31 protein-coding genes are annotated in these 20,709 nt (G+C 53.5%); 23 read left to right on the forward strand and 8 right to left on the reverse strand.

The window, feature by feature from the left end:
- The first annotated feature begins 17 nt into the window (after positions 1-17).
- The 23 genes from ACOYNV_RS11330 to ACOYNV_RS11440 all read left to right on the forward strand — a co-directional run bounded on the left by ACOYNV_RS11330 (position 18) and on the right by ACOYNV_RS11440 (position 16,240).
- Entirely contained in the window at positions 18-1,673 is a 1,656-nt protein-coding gene (locus ACOYNV_RS11330) for a hypothetical protein (protein ID WP_422899885.1), read from the forward strand.
- Positions 1,670-2,299, forward strand: coding sequence for a hypothetical protein (locus ACOYNV_RS11335; protein WP_422899886.1), 630 nt, complete (start codon positions 1,670-1,672; stop codon positions 2,297-2,299). The genes ACOYNV_RS11330 and ACOYNV_RS11335 overlap by 4 nt, the downstream gene beginning before the upstream one ends.
- A gap of 44 nt (positions 2,300-2,343) precedes the next feature.
- Positions 2,344-2,880, forward strand: coding sequence for a glycosyltransferase (locus ACOYNV_RS11340; RefSeq protein ID WP_422899887.1), 537 nt, complete (start codon positions 2,344-2,346; stop codon positions 2,878-2,880).
- Positions 2,877-3,176, forward strand: a complete 300-nt coding sequence (locus ACOYNV_RS11345) for a hypothetical protein (protein WP_422899888.1) — start codon at positions 2,877-2,879, stop codon at positions 3,174-3,176. The genes ACOYNV_RS11340 and ACOYNV_RS11345 overlap by 4 nt, the downstream gene beginning before the upstream one ends.
- Entirely contained in the window at positions 3,173-3,589 is a 417-nt protein-coding gene (locus tag ACOYNV_RS11350) for a hypothetical protein (protein WP_422899889.1), read from the forward strand. Before ACOYNV_RS11345 ends, ACOYNV_RS11350 begins: the two co-directional genes overlap by 4 nt.
- A 20-nt stretch (positions 3,590-3,609) precedes the next feature.
- Positions 3,610-3,966: a hypothetical protein gene (locus ACOYNV_RS11355; RefSeq protein WP_422899890.1), complete on the forward strand. Its 357-nt coding sequence runs from the start codon at positions 3,610-3,612 to the stop codon at positions 3,964-3,966.
- Positions 3,967-3,983: 17 nt separating this feature from the next.
- Positions 3,984-4,400, forward strand: coding sequence for a hypothetical protein (locus ACOYNV_RS11360; protein ID WP_422899891.1), 417 nt, complete (start codon positions 3,984-3,986; stop codon positions 4,398-4,400).
- Between the two features lie 4 nt (positions 4,401-4,404).
- Positions 4,405-4,827: a hypothetical protein gene (locus ACOYNV_RS11365; protein ID WP_422899892.1), complete on the forward strand. Its 423-nt coding sequence runs from the start codon at positions 4,405-4,407 to the stop codon at positions 4,825-4,827.
- A gap of 193 nt (positions 4,828-5,020) precedes the next feature.
- A complete protein-coding gene (locus tag ACOYNV_RS11370) occupies positions 5,021-5,836 on the forward strand; it encodes a hypothetical protein (protein ID WP_422899893.1) in 816 nt (271 codons plus the stop codon).
- A complete protein-coding gene (locus tag ACOYNV_RS11375) occupies positions 5,833-7,869 on the forward strand; it encodes a hypothetical protein (RefSeq protein WP_422899894.1) in 2,037 nt (678 codons plus the stop codon). Before ACOYNV_RS11370 ends, ACOYNV_RS11375 begins: the two co-directional genes overlap by 4 nt.
- Positions 7,866-8,447 (forward strand): hypothetical protein, encoded by a 582-nt coding sequence (locus ACOYNV_RS11380; RefSeq protein ID WP_422899895.1) that lies wholly within the window; start codon positions 7,866-7,868, stop codon positions 8,445-8,447. Before ACOYNV_RS11375 ends, ACOYNV_RS11380 begins: the two co-directional genes overlap by 4 nt.
- Positions 8,444-8,707: a hypothetical protein gene (locus tag ACOYNV_RS11385; RefSeq protein ID WP_422899896.1), complete on the forward strand. Its 264-nt coding sequence runs from the start codon at positions 8,444-8,446 to the stop codon at positions 8,705-8,707. The genes ACOYNV_RS11380 and ACOYNV_RS11385 overlap by 4 nt, the downstream gene beginning before the upstream one ends.
- A 3-nt stretch (positions 8,708-8,710) precedes the next feature.
- A complete protein-coding gene (locus ACOYNV_RS11390) occupies positions 8,711-9,337 on the forward strand; it encodes a hypothetical protein (protein ID WP_422899897.1) in 627 nt (208 codons plus the stop codon).
- A 234-nt stretch (positions 9,338-9,571) separates the two neighbouring features.
- The gene (locus ACOYNV_RS11395; protein WP_422899898.1) at positions 9,572-10,972 is read left to right on the forward strand and encodes a hypothetical protein; all 1,401 of its coding nucleotides are present in this window, start codon (positions 9,572-9,574) and stop codon (positions 10,970-10,972) included.
- A 376-nt stretch (positions 10,973-11,348) separates the two neighbouring features.
- The gene (locus tag ACOYNV_RS11400; RefSeq protein ID WP_422899899.1) at positions 11,349-12,194 is read left to right on the forward strand and encodes a leucine-rich repeat domain-containing protein; all 846 of its coding nucleotides are present in this window, start codon (positions 11,349-11,351) and stop codon (positions 12,192-12,194) included.
- Positions 12,194-12,991 carry a sulfotransferase family protein gene (locus tag ACOYNV_RS11405; RefSeq protein ID WP_422899900.1) on the forward strand — a complete coding sequence of 266 codons (798 nt, stop codon included), beginning with the start codon at positions 12,194-12,196 and terminating at the stop codon, positions 12,989-12,991. Before ACOYNV_RS11400 ends, ACOYNV_RS11405 begins: the two co-directional genes overlap by 1 nt.
- Positions 12,988-13,425: a hypothetical protein gene (locus tag ACOYNV_RS11410; protein ID WP_422899901.1), complete on the forward strand. Its 438-nt coding sequence runs from the start codon at positions 12,988-12,990 to the stop codon at positions 13,423-13,425. Before ACOYNV_RS11405 ends, ACOYNV_RS11410 begins: the two co-directional genes overlap by 4 nt.
- A gap of 82 nt (positions 13,426-13,507) precedes the next feature.
- A complete protein-coding gene (locus tag ACOYNV_RS11415; protein WP_422899902.1) occupies positions 13,508-13,852 on the forward strand; it encodes a hypothetical protein in 345 nt (114 codons plus the stop codon).
- The gene (locus tag ACOYNV_RS11420; protein ID WP_422899903.1) at positions 13,849-14,151 is read left to right on the forward strand and encodes a hypothetical protein; all 303 of its coding nucleotides are present in this window, start codon (positions 13,849-13,851) and stop codon (positions 14,149-14,151) included. The genes ACOYNV_RS11415 and ACOYNV_RS11420 overlap by 4 nt, the downstream gene beginning before the upstream one ends.
- Positions 14,152-14,395: 244 nt before the next feature.
- Entirely contained in the window at positions 14,396-14,587 is a 192-nt protein-coding gene (locus tag ACOYNV_RS11425) for a hypothetical protein (protein ID WP_422899904.1), read from the forward strand.
- A 29-nt stretch (positions 14,588-14,616) separates the two neighbouring features.
- Positions 14,617-15,123: a CHAP domain-containing protein gene (locus ACOYNV_RS11430; RefSeq protein WP_422899905.1), complete on the forward strand. Its 507-nt coding sequence runs from the start codon at positions 14,617-14,619 to the stop codon at positions 15,121-15,123.
- A gap of 8 nt (positions 15,124-15,131) precedes the next feature.
- Positions 15,132-15,356, forward strand: a complete 225-nt coding sequence (locus tag ACOYNV_RS11435) for a hypothetical protein (protein ID WP_422899906.1) — start codon at positions 15,132-15,134, stop codon at positions 15,354-15,356.
- Positions 15,353-16,240, forward strand: coding sequence for a hypothetical protein (locus tag ACOYNV_RS11440; protein ID WP_422899907.1), 888 nt, complete (start codon positions 15,353-15,355; stop codon positions 16,238-16,240). Before ACOYNV_RS11435 ends, ACOYNV_RS11440 begins: the two co-directional genes overlap by 4 nt.
- A 241-nt stretch (positions 16,241-16,481) precedes the next feature.
- On the opposite strand, the gene ACOYNV_RS11445 is transcribed toward ACOYNV_RS11440, so the two are convergent.
- The 8 genes from ACOYNV_RS11445 to ACOYNV_RS11480 all read right to left on the reverse strand — a co-directional run.
- Positions 16,482-16,826, reverse strand: coding sequence for a hypothetical protein (locus tag ACOYNV_RS11445; RefSeq protein WP_422899908.1), 345 nt, complete (start codon positions 16,824-16,826; stop codon positions 16,482-16,484).
- Between the two features lie 44 nt (positions 16,827-16,870).
- Positions 16,871-17,395 (reverse strand): hypothetical protein, encoded by a 525-nt coding sequence (locus ACOYNV_RS11450; RefSeq protein WP_422899909.1) that lies wholly within the window; start codon positions 17,393-17,395, stop codon positions 16,871-16,873.
- 46 nt (positions 17,396-17,441) lie between these two features.
- Positions 17,442-17,756, reverse strand: a complete 315-nt coding sequence (locus ACOYNV_RS11455; protein WP_422899910.1) for a hypothetical protein — start codon at positions 17,754-17,756, stop codon at positions 17,442-17,444.
- A gap of 18 nt (positions 17,757-17,774) precedes the next feature.
- Positions 17,775-18,185, reverse strand: coding sequence for a hypothetical protein (locus ACOYNV_RS11460; protein WP_422899911.1), 411 nt, complete (start codon positions 18,183-18,185; stop codon positions 17,775-17,777).
- Between the two features lie 389 nt (positions 18,186-18,574).
- Positions 18,575-19,105, reverse strand: a complete 531-nt coding sequence (locus ACOYNV_RS11465; RefSeq protein WP_422899912.1) for a DNA N-6-adenine-methyltransferase — start codon at positions 19,103-19,105, stop codon at positions 18,575-18,577.
- Positions 19,106-19,108: 3 nt separating this feature from the next.
- Positions 19,109-19,555: a hypothetical protein gene (locus ACOYNV_RS11470; RefSeq protein WP_422899913.1), complete on the reverse strand. Its 447-nt coding sequence runs from the start codon at positions 19,553-19,555 to the stop codon at positions 19,109-19,111.
- Between the two features lie 97 nt (positions 19,556-19,652).
- Positions 19,653-19,961: a hypothetical protein gene (locus ACOYNV_RS11475; protein WP_422899914.1), complete on the reverse strand. Its 309-nt coding sequence runs from the start codon at positions 19,959-19,961 to the stop codon at positions 19,653-19,655.
- 79 nt (positions 19,962-20,040) lie between these two features.
- On the reverse strand, positions 20,041-20,709 hold a 669-nt coding region (locus ACOYNV_RS11480), incomplete at its 5' end, for a DNA methyltransferase (protein WP_422899915.1).

Consider the following 20,709-nt stretch of genomic DNA (forward strand, 5'->3'; position numbering starts at 1 on the left):
TTAGAAAAATACCTATAATGAAAATATCACTGGCCTGCATCGCAGGTAATTGCCAAGCAGAAATCAATCGGTTTCTCGACCACTTCGCGCCACACTTTGACGAGGTTATCATCGTCCGAGCTATTGGCACACTAACGCCAGACGATACCCTAGCCATCGCCAAGGAGCGCGGCTGCATCACCGGAGAATATTTCAACACGACTCCTGACTGGCCGCACGTTGACAACTTTGCAGCCGCACGGCAAGCAGCCTGGGATATGGCAACGGGCGATTGGATCGTGTGGGCTGACCTCGATGACCTAAGCGAAGGACTGGAGAAGCTCCGGCCAATGCTCGAGATACTGCCGCCAGATTTTGAGTTGTTGCAATGTCCTTATGAAGTGCCCGACCAACGCATCATGCACAACCTCCGCGAGCGTGCAGCGCGGCGGGGATCGACTAAGTGGCAGGGTGCGCTGCATGAGTGCATGTTTCCCGCTGGTGACGGAGTATTAAAAGCCGCAGTGACGGAGAAAATCCGCTGGATTCACAAGCCGTTGGAAAGCCGAGTGCCTAGTCGGGAGCGTAACCTGCGCATCCTCGAACAGCTTGAGCCTAGCAAGCGCAGCCACGGCCACCTGTATCATCTGTTCGGAGAGCTTGCCGCCACCGAGACCCGCAAGGTCGAGGCCATTACGATTGCGCAGAAATTTCTAGCGCACCCAGAAGCCGGGGCCGTGGAGAAATACGAGATATTCTTGCAGCTTTCCCAGCTACCAGAAGACGCTTTTACCCGCGCCTCGTTCCTGCATCAGGCCACACAGATATCCCCGCACCGTGCGGAAGCCTGGTATGAGTTGGCAAACCTAGAGCTAACCTGTGGAGACCGAGAAAAGGCATTAGCTTATTCTCGCATCTGTGTTTCGTGTCCATTCCCGAAGCAAGTCGCGTGGAATACCCGTGGCGAATTTTACGGCCGGTTCGCACGCTCACTGCACCGTCAGGCTTTGCGAATGAATGGCGAGTCTAAGCGTGCGGACGTTGAGGAATACAACGAATGGAGGCTTGCCGGTGGCGACATCTCCCTATGTCACGCGACACGCGGCAGGCCTGAGCAAGCAACCCGTGCGCGTCAGGTCTGGCTTGACCGGGCTAAATATCCAGAGCGCATCGAACACATTTTTACCTTCGACATTGACGACAAGGAGTCATTTCCTTTGAGCCGCTTCAAGTCGGTTGCCTTGGCTGCTGGTGGCGGTTGCGTTGCAGCTTGGAACGCGGCAGCACAGCAGTCAAGTGGCAGCATTATCGTGCAGCTTTCTGACGATTGGGTTCCGCCGATGCACTGGGACGAAGAGATCCGCACCCGGCTGGACACCACTAAGGCTCAGGTTCTGGCCATCTCGGACGGTCACCGCGCCGATGACCTCCTCTGCATGGCAATCCTGACTCGCAAACGCTACGAGAATCAGGGGTTTCTTTTTCATCCAGACTTTACTGGGGTTTTCTCTGACAACTACTTTACCGAAAAGGCCAACAGGGATGGCGTAATACTAAATGCAAAGGACTTAGTATTTGAGCATCAGCATCCAGTTTTTAATGCTGGCATTGCGGTAGATGAGACCTACGCAAAACAGAATTCAGAGCAGGCATACGCCTACGGGAAACATATTTACGAAAAGCTAACAAAATGAACCTTGCAGTCATGGCGCACGCTGCTGCAAAGCCAACGGTTGACATGTTCAAGCCGCACTGGCAGAAGCTCAACGCCGACCTAAACATTTACCATCCAGAAGGAGAAGAGGGCGCGGATTATCAAATTGGCATATCAGCCCATCGTGGGCAAAATTGCGTCAGACGTTTCATCAAGACAGCGCAACACGCGCTCGACCATAGCCCTCACGAATGGCTTTGCGTCATGGAATATGACACGGTTAATCTAACCCCAGAATGGCCTAGGTTATATGTAGACCGAATGAATGCGGGACTGTTCGACCTCTACGACACTGGCGGACTTACGCCGGGCAACCATTGCGCACTCTCTCCGTGGATTGCTCAACGGCCAATCTGGATTCGTGTGCTTGAAGCCTTGAAAGCTGACCTTGCGAAACCATTGCCAGAGTGGACGCTGGGGGGGTTGCTTGACCGATGCATCGGACACGCCTTGAAGACGCACGCAATACCACGCGCTAACATCTCGCAGCTTCTCGCCTACCCATGGCGTGAAGACGCGCACAAGCAAATTGCCGCACGCGGAATCACCTGGGTGCATGGCTGGAAAACCAAAGAAGACTTCGGCCCATTATTCCCAAACCTATGAAAACACCCTTGCTCTCAATCCTAATACCCACCGTTCCTGAGCGCATGGCACAAGCTGCCGCACTCATCGCAAGCCTGAGTTGGCAGAACAACAGTGGCCTTGCTGAGATTCTCTATTTCGGAGACGACCGCAGTCGGACTATTGGTGCGAAAAGAAACGGCCTGCTAGGGCTTGCTAGGGGCAAGTATGTGGCATTTTGTGATGACGACGACGGCGTGAGTGGCGACTACATATCGGCCATAACGACAGCAGCACAAAAAGATGCGTCGGTTATCTCGTTTCGGCAGGCTGCAATCTGGGACGGATACCGCTCAGAGGTTCACTTCTCCATCAAAAACGAAAACGAATCGTTTGTGCCCGGCGGAATCACGAACCGATTCCCCTGGCATGTGTGCGCTTGGCGGCGTGACCTAGCTCAGAGTTGCGTATTCAGTGAGAAAAACTGGGGCGAAGATGCGGACTGGGTTGACCAAGTTGCACAACTCGCACGCACCGAGATCCACATCCCCGAAGTCCTGCACCATTACGAGCATGGTAGCAATAGCTTGGCCGTGGATTTTGACACTTCTGCCACAGCATGACCGGGTTAGCTGCATTCCAAGCCAGAGCTTTCGAGAGCGAAGCTGGGCTTTATGGTCGAGACGCTACCATTGCCGGTAAATCTGTGCGACTTTTAGCACGCAAGAGCGACTCTTTGGAAAACTCTATGGGTGGCTTTGAAGATACCGACGAACTCACCGCACAAATTCAAGGGGATGCTCCTGCTGTCCACGCGCTTTGTCTTCTGGGAGGAAAAAACTACCGAGTGAACAACGTGCAAACGCTAGGCGGAAACCGTCACGCTTTTAACCTGCGGCCAATCGGCTCGACCAAATGATTTCCCTAGCCGAAGACCTCAAGGCGAACCTCGTCAGCTATCTGTCTGATCAGATAATCCGATTCTCCGTGGTTGAGAACCTTAACTCTGAGAGCGTGGGCTTACCTCGTTGTGTGGTCGAGGTGGTGGATGATGGCGAAGAAATCCTGCATGTTGCAAGCCGCTACAAAGTTACGGTGACATTGATGTTAGAGGCGGCAGGCGAAGACAGCAAGGTTCTCCTGAAGTCTGGCAGTGCCGACTTAGACGCCGCGCTGTTCCCAGACTACGTTAGACAGGCATGTACTGACGGCGACGTTGTCATTGACGGGGTTCTTTCGGACGTTACGACATCTGACATAGACGGAGAGGTCTGGACGCGCTCACGAAGCGTCACGATTTACGCTCACGCGACGATTGTAGCCAGCCTTTGATTTGACACCTTGCGGCAAGTATGGCCGCAACTATCATCAAATCCACGGGAAGCGCAGCATCTATCGCCTTCGGCACTGCCATCACTTTCGCCACCTTCATTCTTGAGGGCAGCACCCACACGAAAAACTCCGAGTCTACCACGATTGCGGACGCTGACGGTGACGTTGTTGGAGTTGCCTTTTTTGGTGCAACCGAAACCCTCGCACTGACCGGCTCGACGAATGGCACGCCTGCGGTGACCATCGGCACGACCATCTCGCTTACTGGTGCGCCAACTGGCACCTGGTATCCTACCAGCTTCGAACTGAGCCGCGCCAATAACGGTTACGAAAAGTTCTCTCTGAATTGTAATAGATACCCAAGCACCGAGTCGTAAGGCTCGGCCTCACCTAATTGAAACCATTTCATATCACGAAGAACATCAAGTGCGCGGCGGCATTCGCCACACTTGGTGCGGAGCTTCTCGACGTTGACCAGATTGAGCGTGACGGCAGGCGCGAGCTTGTGTTTACGTTTTCCGATGCGGCCCACGGCATCACTTGCGACAAGGCATCCGCTCTCTGGGAAGGGCGTGCAACCAACAAGCTGGAAGACATGGTTGATGGCATTCTTGCTGCCCGTGGCGTGACCGCAGAAGAGTACGCGCTTGTCGCTCTTGACGCATCCCGTGCCGCGCTAGGTAACCGTGGCGTCCTGCTCAAGACCGGGATGCAGAAAAGCCCCCAGGTAACCCGCACCATTGCAGGCCGACAAGTAATTTTCCGCGAAGGCACACCAAAAGACGTTATCCGCCGCCATCTCAATTCGTAACATTATGACAAACCAAGACATCCAAGAAATCGAAGACGACCTTGCCATTGACCCAGAAGACGAAGACCGCAAGGAATCGTTGAGCAAAGCATTTGTAGGCAAAGCACCAAGCGGCCTGCGTGCAATGAATGCGGCCACAGCGGACGCCATGTATCGCACCAAAAACGGACTGCTCTCAGGTAATGCCGGGATGTTCGACATCGCTGCGTACGTGTTGCTGCACGATTTGGACGCCAATAAATACCGCGAAGCGTTGCACTCTAGCTTTGAGATTGACAGCTTCCGCGAAATTGTCCTGACGTATCTGGAGGGCGTGATTCCTTCCGAGTTGATTGGCCGCGCCGACGAAATCAAGGCCAGCCTGACCGATTGGGAGAAGATTTGCACGGGTTCCAACGACGGAAAAAAAAAGAAACGGGTAAGGTAATATGGTCTCCGCATTGGTTGGCCGGATATGTGGCTAACCTTGCAGAGAAAACAGGCTGGAGTTTCAACTTTATTATGCACGAACTCCCTATAGCTGCCGGTTTCCACTTGCTCGACTATCACGCCTCCCTTGCTGGGCGTCCGCTGTATTGGGCAAGCGCACGCGAAAAAGAAATTGACAGCTTGTAAACACTATGGCCCAACGCGTAATAACGGTTGACTTTGAAAAGCTTAGCAAAAAGATGAATCAATATTCGCTTCTTGTTGGCAAGGAAGTAACCCAGATTGTGTATAATTCTTCGCGACTGTGTTGCGTGGAGTTGGCAAGGTTTACGCAGCCGTACGGGTTTGAGCAGACCGCCAGAAAAAAGGGAGAAGGGGCCATACGAAATGACGTTCGGTCTATCGCCAAGCCGCTGAACGGTTATTGGCTGAAACAATTTCAAGACCTGTTCGGTTCTGGCGACAATTCACGCTCTCTTCGTCGCAAAGACGGCAGCGTTTGGTTGAGCCAGACTGACAAGCTAATCAAGACGGAGTCCGCGCTTTATGACATGCACCAAAAGCTGCGCAGCAAATCAACCGGCAGGACAAGCCGTGCTGGACTTAGTGGCGACCGGGTAATCGGACGAAGCAAGGCCCGCAATGTGGCAGTTGTGTCTGAGAAACTCTTGGCAAAGTACATCAAAAACACCGCAAAAAAATCAGGCACAGTTAAGGCCGGTTGGGCTTCTGCGGCAAAGTTGTGCAAGGCGGACGTTCGTGTCCCTCTTCGTGGCATTCCCGCCTGGGTAACGCGCAATATGCTTTCGCAAAATGCATCAGTGGACAGCAGCAAGGCGTCCGGCCTTGGGTTCAAGGTTATTCTGACAAATAAAATCAAGTATGCGTCTTCGGTTTTGTCTAAGGGTAACCAGCAAATTGCAGTCAATGTCGCCAAGAAAAAGATGCTTGGATTTCTTAATGCTGCTATTCGCGGGACGAAACTTAAAGAAGCGGGGCTAAGATGAGCGATGTCAATGTAGGCTTTGCGGCAAAGGATGAAGGGTTTTCTAGCTCGTTAAAGAAGTTTAACAGCAACCTAGAAGACGTTGGCAAGTCCGCGCAGAAAGCAAGTGCAGTAATTGGTGCGTCCTTTGCCAGCATGATAAAGGCTGGGGCTGGATTGGCCCTTGGGGTTGGTGCGGTCAAGGCCGTTTTTGCGGGTATTACCGGGACGATTGGTTCATTTACTGACGCTCTCGACATGGGCGGGCGACTAGCTGACACAGCGAGCCGCACCGGACTGCTTGCCGGTGAAGTGTTATTGCTTGAACGTGCGTTCTCAAACACCGGATTAAGCGCAGACGATGTGGCTGGAACCATTAACAAAATGCAGAAAGCCCTTGTTGGGGTAAACGAGGAAGGAGAGCCGACGAACAAGACCTTTGCGCAGCTTGGGTTGAACATGAGCTATCTAAAAACGCTCTCTCCTGACCAACAATTCAAGCAAATTGCGCAGGCCATTTCCGATATTCCCGACCCTGCGGAAAGGGCAGCCGCCGCCATGGGCATCTTTGGCAAGTCTGGCGCGGCAATGCTCCCTCTTTTTCGTGATTTCTCTGCCACAATGTCAGACGCGAAGGGTCAACTGGGCAGCATGGTGGATGTGATGAACAAGAACGCCAGCACCTTTGACGCCGTTGGTGACAAAATTAAAGTCATCCAAGGCAAATTTAAAGAGTTCGCTGCTGGCGTCCTTGACGTTGTCATCCCTGCCTTAGATTTCGTCACCGAAGGGCTGGCGCGGATTGACGCTGCCAAGCTTGGCAAAGACCTTGCCACGGCCTTTGTAGGAGCAACAATTGCCATGGATGGATTTGCCGCTGCGACCAATTTAGTCAAAGCCGGAGACTTTTCCGGCGCGTTCAGCCTGGCGTTTTCTTCTATCGTTTTACAGGTTAAGCAAACTGCAAACGAGATTTACAGAAATTTCATTGCAGCATTTAGTGCCGCCGGAAGTTTTCTTGCCACGGTCTTTGACGTGAAAGGCGCAATTGCTCAAACCGCGTTTGCCCTTTTTGAGATAATGGGGCAAAAGCTTGTTTCCGTAATTTCGCGCGGATTGTCCAACGCATTTGACGGGAACGCATTAACGCAAGGTCTGTCTGACGGGTTGCGCAACGCCGCAATAACCGCAGACCTAACTGCTAAGGGGATACAAACTTCGTTAACCGGAGCAGGCGGCAGGATTGCTGATCAATTTAAAGCGGCGGGAACAGCGTTCCCAACGTCATTCGCAGAAGCATACGCGCAAACAGAGCCGCTCTTTACCGGACTAGAAGCAGACGCCGCCGCCCTTGAGGCAACAATGGCCCGCATTCCCGTCCCAGCGGAAAAGCTCAGCAGCGTATGGACTGACATCTTAAGCAATGTTGACAATGCCAGCATGTCGCTTACAACAAAATTTAATGCCGGAATTGATTCAGCAGTGGGAGCGTCCGAGAAACTTGCAGCCAACTTTGCAGGGATATCTGGTGGGCTTGATTCCGGCCTAGGCGACGGTAAGTCCCCGCTTTCCGATCAGGTTGCCGCGTTGAAGACCTCCGTTGAGCAGCCTAGCACAGGAATGAGTGCAGGCCCAGCCGCTGCCGCACCAAGCCTGCCACCGGGCTTTCGTGCGCTCAATAAAGCTGGGACTTCTTTTGAGTATCAGGACAGCAGGGGAAACACTAGGAGCCGCATTGACGCACGCGCACCGCAAAGCTCATTCAACACGGGAGGGCTAGGGAAAAAGATTGACGTTTTTGGAGGAAAGACCGCTGAAGAATTTGCCGGAAAAGTTGGCGGAAAAGAATCCCCAGCAATGAAGATGGCGCGTGAACGCACCGAGCGCGAGGCGAAGGAAGGCAAGCAAACCGAGAAAAAGAAAGATGCCGCCGGAGGTGCGAAGGCCGGTGATGCAGGAAAGAAAGAAGACCCGCTCACAACTGCAGTTGAAAAAATTAGAAGCCTAATGGAAAGCCTAGAAAAAAAACTCCCAGTTAACGCTCTAGCCGCATGATTTACCAAGGAGAAACAGATTTAGTCTATCAAGCAGACGCTAGGGTAAGCACCTTTGCTTCTGGCCTGATGCTGGTGGAACGCTCGGCAATTGCTGCAAAGCACCGCGCTGATAACGCAAGACCGTCGCTGCAAGTTGGTGACCGGATGCCGTTGCAAAATGACGCTTCGATTGATGGGATTTTCATCTTCCCACAACCGCAGGAAGTCTCATCTGCCACGCATGTGACCTTTCTCATTTCGGGATATGGACGCAGCACCGATGTCGTCAAAAGGAGTAAGCAAACAAAGGTTCTTTCGGTTACTTCCCAGACAATCAACTCGACTGTTTACAAGGTCGTAACCACCGTCCCAACAGAGCTACAGTCTGGAGTGATTGCGGCAACCGACCAGGTGCCTTTGCTGCTACCATCAACCGACCCTGTGCTGTCTGTTTTCTTCCAGGCCACAAAAAAGACATATCCATATCCATCAAGCTGGAAAGCAGAGCAAATTACCCGCACAAATTACGGGCTTTGGGACGAGTTTAGCATCTCTTGGGACGTGCTAATCCCCGAAACCATCTCAATCACGTTATGACAGACAACCCGCCGGTTGACTTTGAGGCCAAAGCACGCGAGCCGGTCAAGCCTGCTGGTGGTTCTCCAATGCAGATATCGGCTTCCGACCTCATGAAAAACTTCGTGTTTGCCGGGTTGCAGCTTCCCGAAGATATGGTTGACGAGGCCACTGGCTATAACGGCCACAAGGCGCGAAAGCTCAAAGGGCCATCCAGCGGGACGTATGTTCTGGGATGCGTGAATGGCGTGATCCAGTGGATAGAAACCGAGGACTGTTAGCCTATGGCGACGGTCAAGATGTCTGGCGGGAAGGTGGTCACCAAGGAGGGGAAGGTTTCTTGCACTTGCTGCGCGTGCTGCATGTATCCGGCAGCCGCGTTGCTAGCAGAAGAGTTTTCCGAGGATGATTTGCCTAGTACAATTTATTGCATAGATTACAGCTCTGGCGCGAATGCAATTTTTAATAAAAACGTTTTTCAACGATACGACAAGAGGGTTTATTACGTTCGCGATGGCGATGATATTTTAGGAATAAATGGGTTTATCGGGATTTATATACAAGACACACTTCCAAAGACGGTTTATAGAGCTGGGGCATGGCAGGGATACGAAGAGGACGGCGGAACCGGACAATTCAATGAGTTTCTTTCAGCAAATTTTTCAGGTTGCCTGATAATTAACAGCTCAATTGGCGGAATGCTTGCGGACGACGATTTCCCCGACTCTCTCCTAGTAAACGGAGCCGACTCCATCACCAGAGTTCCCGCGACAAACCTCTGTACGTGGTCAGGCTCGCCGTGGACGCTTCGATATAATTCGACAACCTATAAATTCACGCTAAACGGCACGGCAAAAACAGACCCGCAGAACACACCCGTTGGAACCTATGGCGCAAATACCGTTTCCTGACTGTCTTCACTACCAACCCCGCAGCAAAGACGGCGGAACTTGCCTGCTCGACCTTTACGGTGGCAAGCCCAGCCACGGCACATGTGTGCTATGCATTCAGCGCGGCCAAAATAACGCCGCACATGCCGCAGACATGGCCGCCCGCCATGAGAAAACCCACCCAGCCGCCCATCGTGGCATCAGCGGATGCTGTGACCGGGCCGATTTGCGATAATTTGACACCCAAAGGAAGACATGGCGACATCCCTTTACATTGACCTTGCCGCCAACCGGCTCGTCAAAAGCCTTTACAGCGTCGCTCCCGTAAACCCATCAGGGCTAATTCGTGGGGATGTGCTGGATATCAACCTGTATTTTTTGCAGCCTACCGGCGTTAACTCGGCTCCCTATGTGCCGAGCGATTTAAGCGCGTCTTCTGTCAAGGTTGCGATTGGTGAAAAGCTCGCCATGCCTACAGCGGGAACGTGGACGTTAGATTCGAATGTCCTAACCTATAACACAACCGCCGCGCTGATACAGACCGCTCTGCGTGCTTCGCAGTCTGACGCATCCCTTACGGTGACTGGCAGCATGGAGGACGGCTTTACCATTATCTGGTCAACCGTAGGCGTTGAAGCGTTGCTATCTGGCTCATCGGCTAACCTGTCGCCTGACTGTGACCTAACAATTGCAGAACGCCGTGCAGGTTCTGCAATCATAAACGAGTCCCAGTTTGTGCGCGTGCGGCTCAAGCCTGCCGCTTACCAAGACACTTGGACAGACCTGTCAACGGCAGTCACGGCCACAGTTACCACGCTCACCGGCGGAACCGCAACCGCAAGCGAGGTGCAGAAAATTGCGCTTGCACCATATCCTAGCAGCGGAACGTGGTCTATTACATTCCCAGGGGACACCCGCAGCGTTACCGCCGCAGTTGTTGCCGGTGTTTTCACGACCACCACCAACCACGGGTTTGCCCTCAACCAGACAATTGAGGGTTCAGGGTTTACCAACGAAGCAAACTGGGTGGAAGGCACTCATTATTTTGTCAAGGCCATCCCATCTCCGACGACCTTTACCATCTCGGCAACCGAAGGTGGGGCCGCGCTGACAACGGCAACCGCAGACGCGGGCACAGGCACGGTGGGATCTCACGCTCGCACAACCTCCGAGCTTGCGGCTACAGCAACCGCAGCAGACGTGCAGGCGGCCTTGCAAGCTCTGTCCAACATTGGCTCAGGCAACGTCAACGTTTTGGGAGTTGCCGGCGAAAGCTTCACCCTCTCATTTACAGGCGACAAGGTTACCGCGAATTTCCCAGCGGTTACGGTTTCGACCACAAACTTGTTAGCTCCCTATGGTAAGACCGCCAGCCTAACGCTTGCCACCTTTCAGATGTCGGACATTCTTGCCGCCGCCGAGAGCGTTGTGATGTCGTTTGAGGTTCAGGTTGTCACCGGAGCCTACACGACTACGGTGGTCTCTCAGGATGTGACCGTTACAGCGGATCTGATCGACGGGGCGACACTTACACCGCTGCCGGTTGCAACCCTGCTTTCCCTTTTCGCTGCTACGGATTTCTCGACCCTGCCAACCAGCAACCCGGGCAGTGGTAAGGTGTGGCTTAACGGTGGAGTGTTGCAAGTTGGAGCGTAATATGATAAATAACCCTTATTCTTTCGGTGTTGGCATCTATATGAAAAAAATAATCCTTATTCTTTCTGTGTGCGCATCTTCTGCATTTGCGGCTAGTCCAAGTTTCGGCCCAGGGGGACAGTGGACAAGCGGCACGTTTTCGGCTGCAACATTGACTGGCACGACTAGCGCGGCGACATTAAGCGTGAGCGGCACGACAAGCGCGGTGACTTTGAACGTAAGCGACACCCTTTTACTAAGGACTACGGGAACGGAACCAGCCTCTGCCGCAGAATCAGGCACAGTGGGAACATTTAGGATCGCGGGCAATTACATCTACATCTGCACGGGAACAAATACATGGGTTCGTGCACAACTTCTCACATGGTAGAACAATATGGCTAACAAAGATCTACTCATCACACAGGAGCAGGCAGCAGGTGCTCCAAAAAACATCATTGTCACTCCGGTTGCCGGACAGTTCCTTAAAACAAACGGTTCAAATAACCCCATTACGGCATTGCCTGCCGCAGCCGACATCTCCGACTCCACCGCCGCAGGCCGCGCCATGCTCACCGCCGCAGACGCGGCGGCACAAGCCGCTTTGCTTCCTCTTGTCCCCACCACCCGCACGATAGGAGGGGTTAATTTGTCGGCAAACCGCAGTCTTTACGACATTGGTGTGGTAATCCCCTCCACCCTTACCCTGATTGCCGACACCTCCAACAATGTTAAAGGGTATGGTTTGACAACGATTCCTAATAGCTGGCAAAGCGGAGCAGGCACATTGAAGGGACTGAGTATTGGACAGGGCGTTACTTCAATCGGTAGTAGTGCGTTCTATGATTGTGCAGCGTTGGTGGGAACGCTAATAATTCCAAATTCTGTTACGTCGATTGGCAATTACGCTTTTTATAGCTGTGATGGCATTACCAAACTCGTCATTTCAAACTCTGTCACTTCACTTGGCAGTTATATGATGCAAGGATCGTCAGGATTAACTGCCGTGACCATCTCGAACTCGGTGACTTCGATTGGCGGGTCCGCGTTTCAAGGATGCATCAATCTAGTAAACGTAGATTGTTACGTCACTAAGACGATCATCGACTCAGCAACGAGCATTTTTCAAACAACTTCCGTTTCACTCGTTATTCACGCCAGAGCATCCGACAGCACATGGACAGCAGGAATAGGGCTGACAATCGGAGGGAACAGTAGTGTTGACGTTGTGAAAGACCTGTGATGAAAACCGTTCATTACACATCTGGTCTGCCAAGGTCTTGCAGCACACTCCTGCAAAACCTTCTCGCGCAGAATCCGCTTGTCCATGCCACGGCAACGAGCGGGGTGCATGAAGTCATGTATCTCTCCAAGGCGTTCTTCAAGACAGAGGAGTTTCGTTCCATCCCTAATCCGACAGACGGCGAGAAGCTTTTCACCGATTTCATGCGAGCCGGAATCTCCAACGCCTTCGACTCCCTGACCGACCGCTTTATCGTAGTGGACAAATGCCGCTCATGGATCGGCAGCGCAGGGTTGCTGTTCAAGCTCTTTCCCGAGGCCAAGTTGCTTGTCCCTGTCCGCGATATTCGCGGAGTGCTTTCCAGCATGGAAAAGAAGTTCCAGCAGCATCCAGAGTTTCAGTTGGAGATGAGCCAGCAAGACACGGTGCGCATCCAGACCGTTGAAGGCCGTTGCGGGTTCTGGTTGGACACTGCTCCTGTGGGACTCGCCATCCAGCGCATCCACGAACTCGCCCGACTCCACAAGGACAAGGTTCTTTTCGTCCATGCCGAAAATTTAGCATCAGACCCGCAGGGAACGATGGACAAGGTTTGGAAGTATCTCGGCATGGAGGCCTTCCAGCATGATCCCTCTAATGTCGCTCAATACACCAAGGAGCACGAACTCGGCTGGCCCTATGGTGAGCACATTATCCGCTCCGAAGTGAAGCCGCTCAAACCCGACTTCAACGACACCCTTGGCCGTCAGCTTTCCGAAACGATCAACCAGAAATTCAACTGGGTTCCAAACTTATGAAATACGCCGTCCTCGGCCCTCAGTTGGGCATCAACCGAATCTCCAACACCGAACCTCAAAACGTAGGGAAACAATCAACCGTCGTTGAGATCACCGACGAGCAAGCCAAACAGGTGATTGCTTCCCCACAAGTCCATTATGTTTTTATAGGTGGCGAACTCAAAACCTTGGCCGAAAAGCAGGCGGCAAATATGACACCAGAGCAAAAGATTGCCGCTGGAGAACAGCACGTTGCCAATGCGGGACTTACGGGTGCGCGTCTCGTCACCCTGATGGACTTGCTTCTTACCACAAAGGAAGCCGATGCCCTTGCCAGCAAGCCAAAGCTCGTTGCCCTCTACACATGGCTGCAAACTGTTAAATCCATGAGCATCGCTGGGGTGGTAACCTTCCCTCCCGCGCCACACACTTTCGAGGAAGTCATTGGTGAATAAATTGTATGTCCGAACTTTCCAAAGACCTTGACGAGAAAAAGTCGGTTATTGTGCGATTGTTCCCTAAAGCTCCTATTGAGTAATGCAACTCGGCGATTCCATCTCATCTGAAGCTCCGGTGAAACAGGCACTTAAAACCATCGCCACTGCCTTCTTGTCTGCGTTAAGCGGGGCCGCTCTCTCGACTGCAATTGTCGGCGGTGTTTTGCTTAACCGTGTCTCTATTCTTGAGCAGTCGGACAAAGACCAAATGACCGAGATTAGGCGCATTGACAAAGATGGCTCGCAGAAGATGCAGCAATATGCGGTGGAGTTGGCTGGGTTTAAGTTGCAATATGCAGAGTTTTCCGCACGGCAAATCGTGCAAATTGAAAAGCTGGCGCGGATAGAAACCGTGTTGGCAAGGTTAGACAGAAATACACCATGAAAACTATCTTTCTTAAACTTTGGGTATGGATAACCGGCGCAGGAATTGGCTTGTTTAACTTTTTGGCTCCAATCCTTGCCAGTAATGCCGCCTTGTTTTTGGAGAAACTCGCGCCAATTGCCTTGGACGTGGTGGCGTCCTATGCCGACGCGAAACTAACTGGAGACGAGAAGCGAGCCGCTGCAACGAACGACATCCGCACCGCTGCAATCCAGCAGGGTATCATTGCCAGCACCGATGTAATACAGACTGCCATTCAGCTTGCGCTTCTCAACCTTCGCGCCGGGGGAGAGAAATGAATTGGCTGCTCGACAGGCTCAAAGAGGAGTCCACATGGCGCGGCATCGTGCTTTTGGCGACCGCCCTTGGGGTTAAGCTCGACCCAGAGCGTGGTGAGGCCATCATCGCCTTGGGCCTTGCAGTTGTCGGCCTGATAAATGTTTTGCGAAAAGAGCCAACCATCCCAGGTGGTAGGTTTAACCCTCGCGCACGGGTGCGAAAAGCAACCCTTCCCCCAAGCTCACGGGGGGGAAACTTTAAGGGATGAAAACCTTTGGTGTTGACCGATACGGCGACACCAAAGCAGTCATCGCGTCTGATGTTTTGCGGGTGATCCCCAAGGAAGACCGTCGGAGTTTTCTTTTGCGTTTGCTTGACTCAATTCGTGTAACGGCTACCTTCGACAGGAAAACCGGAAACATCACAATTGAGGCGCACGGGAAGGCTGAATTATAAACAATTGAGACGCGCAGGAAGACCAAACCATGAACGACTACAAATCAATTCTTGTTGGTATTGCAGAAGCGGAAATCGGGATACGGGAGCAGGGCGGCAACAACCGCGGCGGGCGCATTGTCGCCTACCAAAAAGCCACTTGGCTTGAGCCTGACGCATGGCCTTGGTGTGCTGCGTTTGTTTGTTGGTGCATCAAAGACTGGTTGGGTGTGCCCGGTGTTGCCGAGTCCATTGGCGTTGGAAACGTGGAGAAATGGCGACCTAAAACAGCATCGGCATTTGATTTTCTGCAATGGGCAAAAGAGAAGGATTTACATGTGCTAGGCGAGGGCGCGGAAGTTCACGCGGGCGACCTTGTTATCTTTGATTTTTCGCACATCGGCATCGTTGTGGAGGATGCTCTTAAAGGCTCGCAGTTTATCCAAACCGTCGAGGGCAATACCAACGGCAAGGGTGACCGTGACTCGACCTCTGGTGACGGTGTGTGGTGCAAGAAACGCCCGCGCACGTTAGCCCGCAATTTTATCCGGCTATGAAGATCACCGTGGCCCGCCGCAAGTTAGGCAAAGAGCGATCCTATGGGTTAGCTTGGCAGCATCTTAAAAAGGTTGAACTCGACACGCGCTTAACTCCGCGCAAGGAACTTGAAATCATGGTTCATGAAGTCTCGCACTTAGTGTTTCCAAAGATGCCAGAAGACGACATTGAGCGTCTTGGCAAGATAGTCAGCAAAGTTTTATGGCAACAAGGCTACCGAAAAAACTCATGAAAAAAACTCAATGGACAGTCAAAGAAGCTGGGCTAAATGTCAGCGTTTTCAAAATAGACCTAAAGCACGTTGGCGACGAGCAGTGGGTGCTGCTGCAATCCGATGTGCATTGGGACAATCCCAAGTGTGACCGAGAACTATTGACAAAACATCTCGACCTTGCATTGGAGCGCAATGCCCCGGTGATTGATGCTGGCGACTGGTTCTGCGCCATGCAGGGTAAATACGACAAGCGCAGCAGCAAGAAAGAGATCCGCCCAGAGCATAACTCGGACAACTATCTTGACCTCCTTAAGCGGACATCCGTTGATTTTTTAGAGCCTTACAAGGACATCATCACGGTGCGTGGTTACGGAAACCATGAGTCAGCCATCAAGAAAAACCATGAGACATGCTTGACCGCTGAAATGGTTGCCATTGCAAAAGACCGTGGGTTTCCGCACATCTCTAAGGGGGGCTTTTCCGGCTACATTAAATTTCAAATTGCCACCGGAGGAAAGGAGGCGGCGTTCAAACTTTGGTATTTCCACGGTACTGGTGGAGGTGGCCCAGTTACTAGGGGAGTAATCCAAACCAATCGTCAGGCGGTCTACGTTTCCGATGCGGACTTTGTCTTTACTGGACACACGCATGATTCGTTTCAGCTTCCCATCTCGCGCATCAGGCTGAACACAGCTTACCGTATTGAGCATTGCCGCCAGACCCACATTAAAGCGGGCGGTTACAAGGAGGAGTTTCTTGATGGCAATGGCGGATGGCACGTTGAGCGTGGAGGCCCGCCTAAACCCGTGGGAGCGTATTGGATTCGGTTCTACTACCCCAAGGGGACGACGGACGGGCAGACACAGCGCACCGCTGAGTATGATTTGATTGAAGCTAAATAACGTCGAACAAGGCGATGGACTCAACCGCCAGAGCGCGGTGGGTCATCTTGGGTGTTGGGCCGCCGTGGTGCGCGTTTCTTTTTGCGGAGCGGCACAGATAGGATTGCTCGGCGAGCTTCCTCCGTGATGGGGATGTCTCCCGCCTCACGGCGTTGGATCGTCCGATAGTCCACTCCCAGCAGAGCCGCGACACCCTTTTGGGTGCCGCGCTCTTTGCGGGTTGCTTTGTATTGATCGGGCGTCACAGGGTTTCGTAGTCGCCGTCCTCGTCAGCTTCCGCCAAGTCGATGCTGTCGATGTGGGCCGCGTCGAATGGCATGTCCACGCCGTCCTCAACCTCCGCCTCAGAATTTTCGAAGAGGAAGTAGATTTTCGCCGGGGCTCCATCAATGGTTCCGCGCTCTGCCCATTGCTGCATATTTTCCTGCTGGTATTGGCCAGGCAGGCAGGCTCCGGTTGCATAGGCACCGTCCCCGTCAGGCTGGAATTTTGCGAAGGCTTCGTTGATTTCGTTTTGGTTGGTGATGTTTTTCATAACGCGATCAGAATACGGCGTCACGCCGTAAGAGTCAACATTTATTTTCATTTATTTTTCACGTCGATTTCCGGCCTGCCCAACAGCGCATGGACCTAACCACCGGAAGACCGGTGGCAGGTCATGCTGGTGTTCTGGCAACGGAATTGGACGCGCATCCCGTCCCGGTAGCCCTTGCGGAAGTGGACAGCTCCCACGGCGAAGCCGAGCGGGAAGCCGAGGCGGGAGCCAGTCCCATAGACCAGCACTTCCACTGGCCCGCCCCATTCGTAGATTTCCTGCATCCCCGAGAAGCTGTTGAAGACCTTCGTGACCGGGATCAGATAGACGATGTTTTCCGCAACGGCCATGCTGTGGCGCATCCATTCGCGGAGAATGTTGTAGGGTGGATTCGAGACGATCCAATCGACCGGAGTTTCCCACTTGTAGAAGTCTTTCCCTTCGCGGATTTCGCACCAGTCCGCGCCGGGCATGTGTTTCAGGAACGCGCCATCCCCTTTACATGGATCTAGGACACGACCGGCGGGGCGGAAGTATTCCACCACGTCACGAGCGCACCATTCCGGCGTCATCACAACGTCGGCGTCATACTCGGGAGTGTCGAAGAGTTTGTATTGCATCGGGTGTCGTTTGGTAATTCGGAAGAGCCAGAACAAGGGAGTGGACCTAACCGCCGGGAGCGTCCTTCTTGGATTCGGGCGTCGGGGGCGGCGGTAGGTCACCCCCAGCGTTCGACAAATACTCGCGGATGGCTTTCAACACTCCTGGGAATCTATCGTCTTGGTCCTTGTCTTTGGATTTCCAGAACGAGTCCCATTCTTCGACGACGTATTCCAGAAGCATCCGTTGCTTGTCGTTTTCCAACATGAGCCACCTGTGCGCCGTAGTAATTTTTTCGCACTCCTCTTTCCAATACCTTGCCTCGGCCTCGATCCTGTCCAGATCGAAACCGCTTATTGTGATGTCGTGTGTTCTTCCCATAAAATTAGTCGAACCAGCTCATGCAGCAAAGCCCCGCCCTTCGGACGGGCCTTGCTGATGACGGTCGTTCGACAGAATATCCCGAGTGTCTGCGGCTATCCCGGCAGCGTGTTCGAGGTGGCCATGAGCACGCGCCCATTCCATCCACCTCGACAGCAGCACTTGTGCGCGGTCTTGCTTTCGCTCCGTGTTGCCGGAAATCAGCAATTTCAGCCGTGTTCCGAGTCGCTGGATTTCGTCAGTCACCTCCGCGTCAGCGCATTCCTGCACAGACCACCGCATGATTTCGCGGATTGTCTTTTCTCCCGCGTCCTTGAGGTGGCACAGTGCAGTGGACGATTTTTCAGGGAAGTTTTTCAGGCACCAGTCACAGTGAGGGAGATCATCCCGCGTTTGTCGCTCGCACCAAGGGCATTTGATTTTGTTCATAAAGGTAAAATGTCGAACAGGCCAGTGGAGGAAACGGCTACGCTTCGCTACGCCGTCCCTCACTGGCAGCGTTCGACAAAGAGTCCACGCAACGCCCCCAGCCCTATTGGCCGCAAGGTGTTCCGCAAGGTTCGCATATTTCCTGTTTCAGATAGCGTAGTGCGCTCATCAGGCACTTGGATTGAAGGTTGACATCCGGCGAGTTCACCACGTTTTCGCTTACTTCAATTTCTGCGATCTTACCGCCTGAATCAGTCAGGGTCATTATGAGTATTGCCATAAAATTGTCGAACAAGGCGGTCCACGGAACTGTCACCCGTGGGACGCCGGATTTGAGGTTGAGTTTTTCGGCACGGGTGACAGCCCGTGACCTTGATCGTTCAGCAAAATCATAAGCGGGGCCTGAATACGACGACCGCCACCGGGAAGGGCGCGGATGCGTCAGCCCCCGCGAATTTCACGCGGCCTTTCGGGAAGCGCACTTCCCCCTTCACGGCGTATCGGTGCCACCATTCCGTATCCACACGAGCAGGCACGAAGGCCACCACCAAGGCCCCATTGTCGCGGGCTTCCTCGTAGGCTTTCTTCATCCACGTTCCGAGGGCGCGGCCATAGGGCGGATTCATGAAGACCCGTTCATCCTGCCACGATTGCGCCAGTCCGTCCTCTTCTGGCGTGTAGTGCTTTTTGCACTTGGCCGTTTCATGGTGGCAGCAGGGATCGAGCGTGAAGTCGAACTCAAGATCCAGGTAGTTGAACCACTCTTGAGGCGTTGCCCATGTCATATCCACGCTTGAGGACATGACGCGGCGCGAGTGAGCGGCGTAAGAAGATGCTGAACAAGGCGGCGCACCTAATCCCACCCCGTCAGGCGTTTGGGCTTCGATGGCGTCCATTGTGGTTTGTGAGCTTGTTTCCATAGATTAGTCTTTAGAGGGGTGGGATAGGTGGCCTTGGTCGTTAGCCAAAATAGACCTCCCTGCTTCGGGGCGTCCCCCGACATCACACGTTGCTTCGTGGTCCAGTTTGCTGTCCGATAGCTCGGGTCCAGTGTGGGAGATAGCGTTGTATTCATCGAGTGCCGCCTGTGCCGCCTCACGGTGCGGGTTGCGACCTTCCGGCAGGTAGTGACCGAGGCACATATCCACGACGGCAGCCAGCCCTTCGGATACTTCCAGTTGTGTGCGGTATGCCATCGTCAGTCCTCCGAAAAGTTTTGCGGCTTTTAGAGCGTTTCGTTTGATGAGGGCGATCTCATTTCTGAGTTTCCCATTATCTTCCTCCAGTTGTCTGGCGAAAGACGCGGGGACGCATCCATCGTGCTGCTGGCTCCATTTGCTTTCGATCTTGTCAGTTTGTGGTGTGTTCATAAAAATATGGCTAACAAGACGAGGCAGCTAATCCTTCGGATAGCTGCTCTTTTCGTTGGGCAAACAGGGGATCGGACCCCGCTCGCCCATCGTTGAGTTATCGGCGTGCGAGTCCACCGAGCATCGCGCCGACCCCGGTCGCGGTCGTGGGTTGAGGTTCGCCAGCGCAGCAATCCGTTGCAGCGTTGACCTGCGGATATGGCGCGGGAGCTTCTGCACCGCCGAGCGTGTGCTTGGCGTTGAATCCCTCTTCCTTGAGGATGCGCTTTTCCGTGGCTTCTGGATCGCGGAGGTATGCCCCCACGTCCAAGACGAGTTTATCGACGCTGGTGTAAGCGAGTTGCTGACAGCCAACCTGTGCGACGAATCCATTGAGGACCGGCGTTATTGTGATGTTTCTTAGCATTGTGTTTGTTTGGTCACTCGGACCAGTTCACCACTCAGAGGCAGGTGACGCCCAAAAAATGCCCAACAGGCCATTCCAGCTAATCGCCTTTCGCTTCGCTCTCAGGCGATAGCTGACTGGCAGCGTTGGCCCGATTATCGCGGAGCCGTTCGACGGCGGCCGCGCAGTAGGGCTCGTGCATATCGATGCCCACAGCGCGGATGCCGAGTTGTTGGCAGGCGATCAGTGACGATCCGCTGCCCATGTAGGGGTCGAGCATGGATTGCGGCTTATTGGCTTTGCCGATGCACCACTCCATCAGTTGCACGGGTTTTTGGGTGGGGTGGACGCGCTTGATAGGTCCGCCTTCCTTCACCCCGTGCCACATCCACCGGAACATGCGGACGGCGCGGCGGAGGTTTGTCCATGCGAGTTCGGCATCGGCGAAGGACAGACCGTCGTTTTTCTTGTCCCAGACCAGCCAGCATGTCGCCCGGCGGAGTTGCTCGTAGTAGTTGCCGCCCCAGATGATGGACTCCTTGCAGCTTGCGATCAGCATTTGCAGTTCCCACGGCTCGGGTTGCTTGGCATCCCATTCGGCGGGTTCGTATCGTGCCTTGCCGATCTTGCCCGTCTTGGCGATGTTGATGCCGTATGGCGGGTCGGTTAGCAGCAGATCGAACTTGGGTAGCTGCGGCACGATGACCCGAGAGTCGCCACAAAAGATCGTGATCAATCCGTCGTCGTAGTATGGGACCGGAAGAGGGCC

Origin of the sequence: Propionivibrio sp., assembly GCF_049316945.1 — a bacterium.
GTDB lineage: Bacteria > Pseudomonadota > Gammaproteobacteria > Burkholderiales > Rhodocyclaceae > Propionivibrio.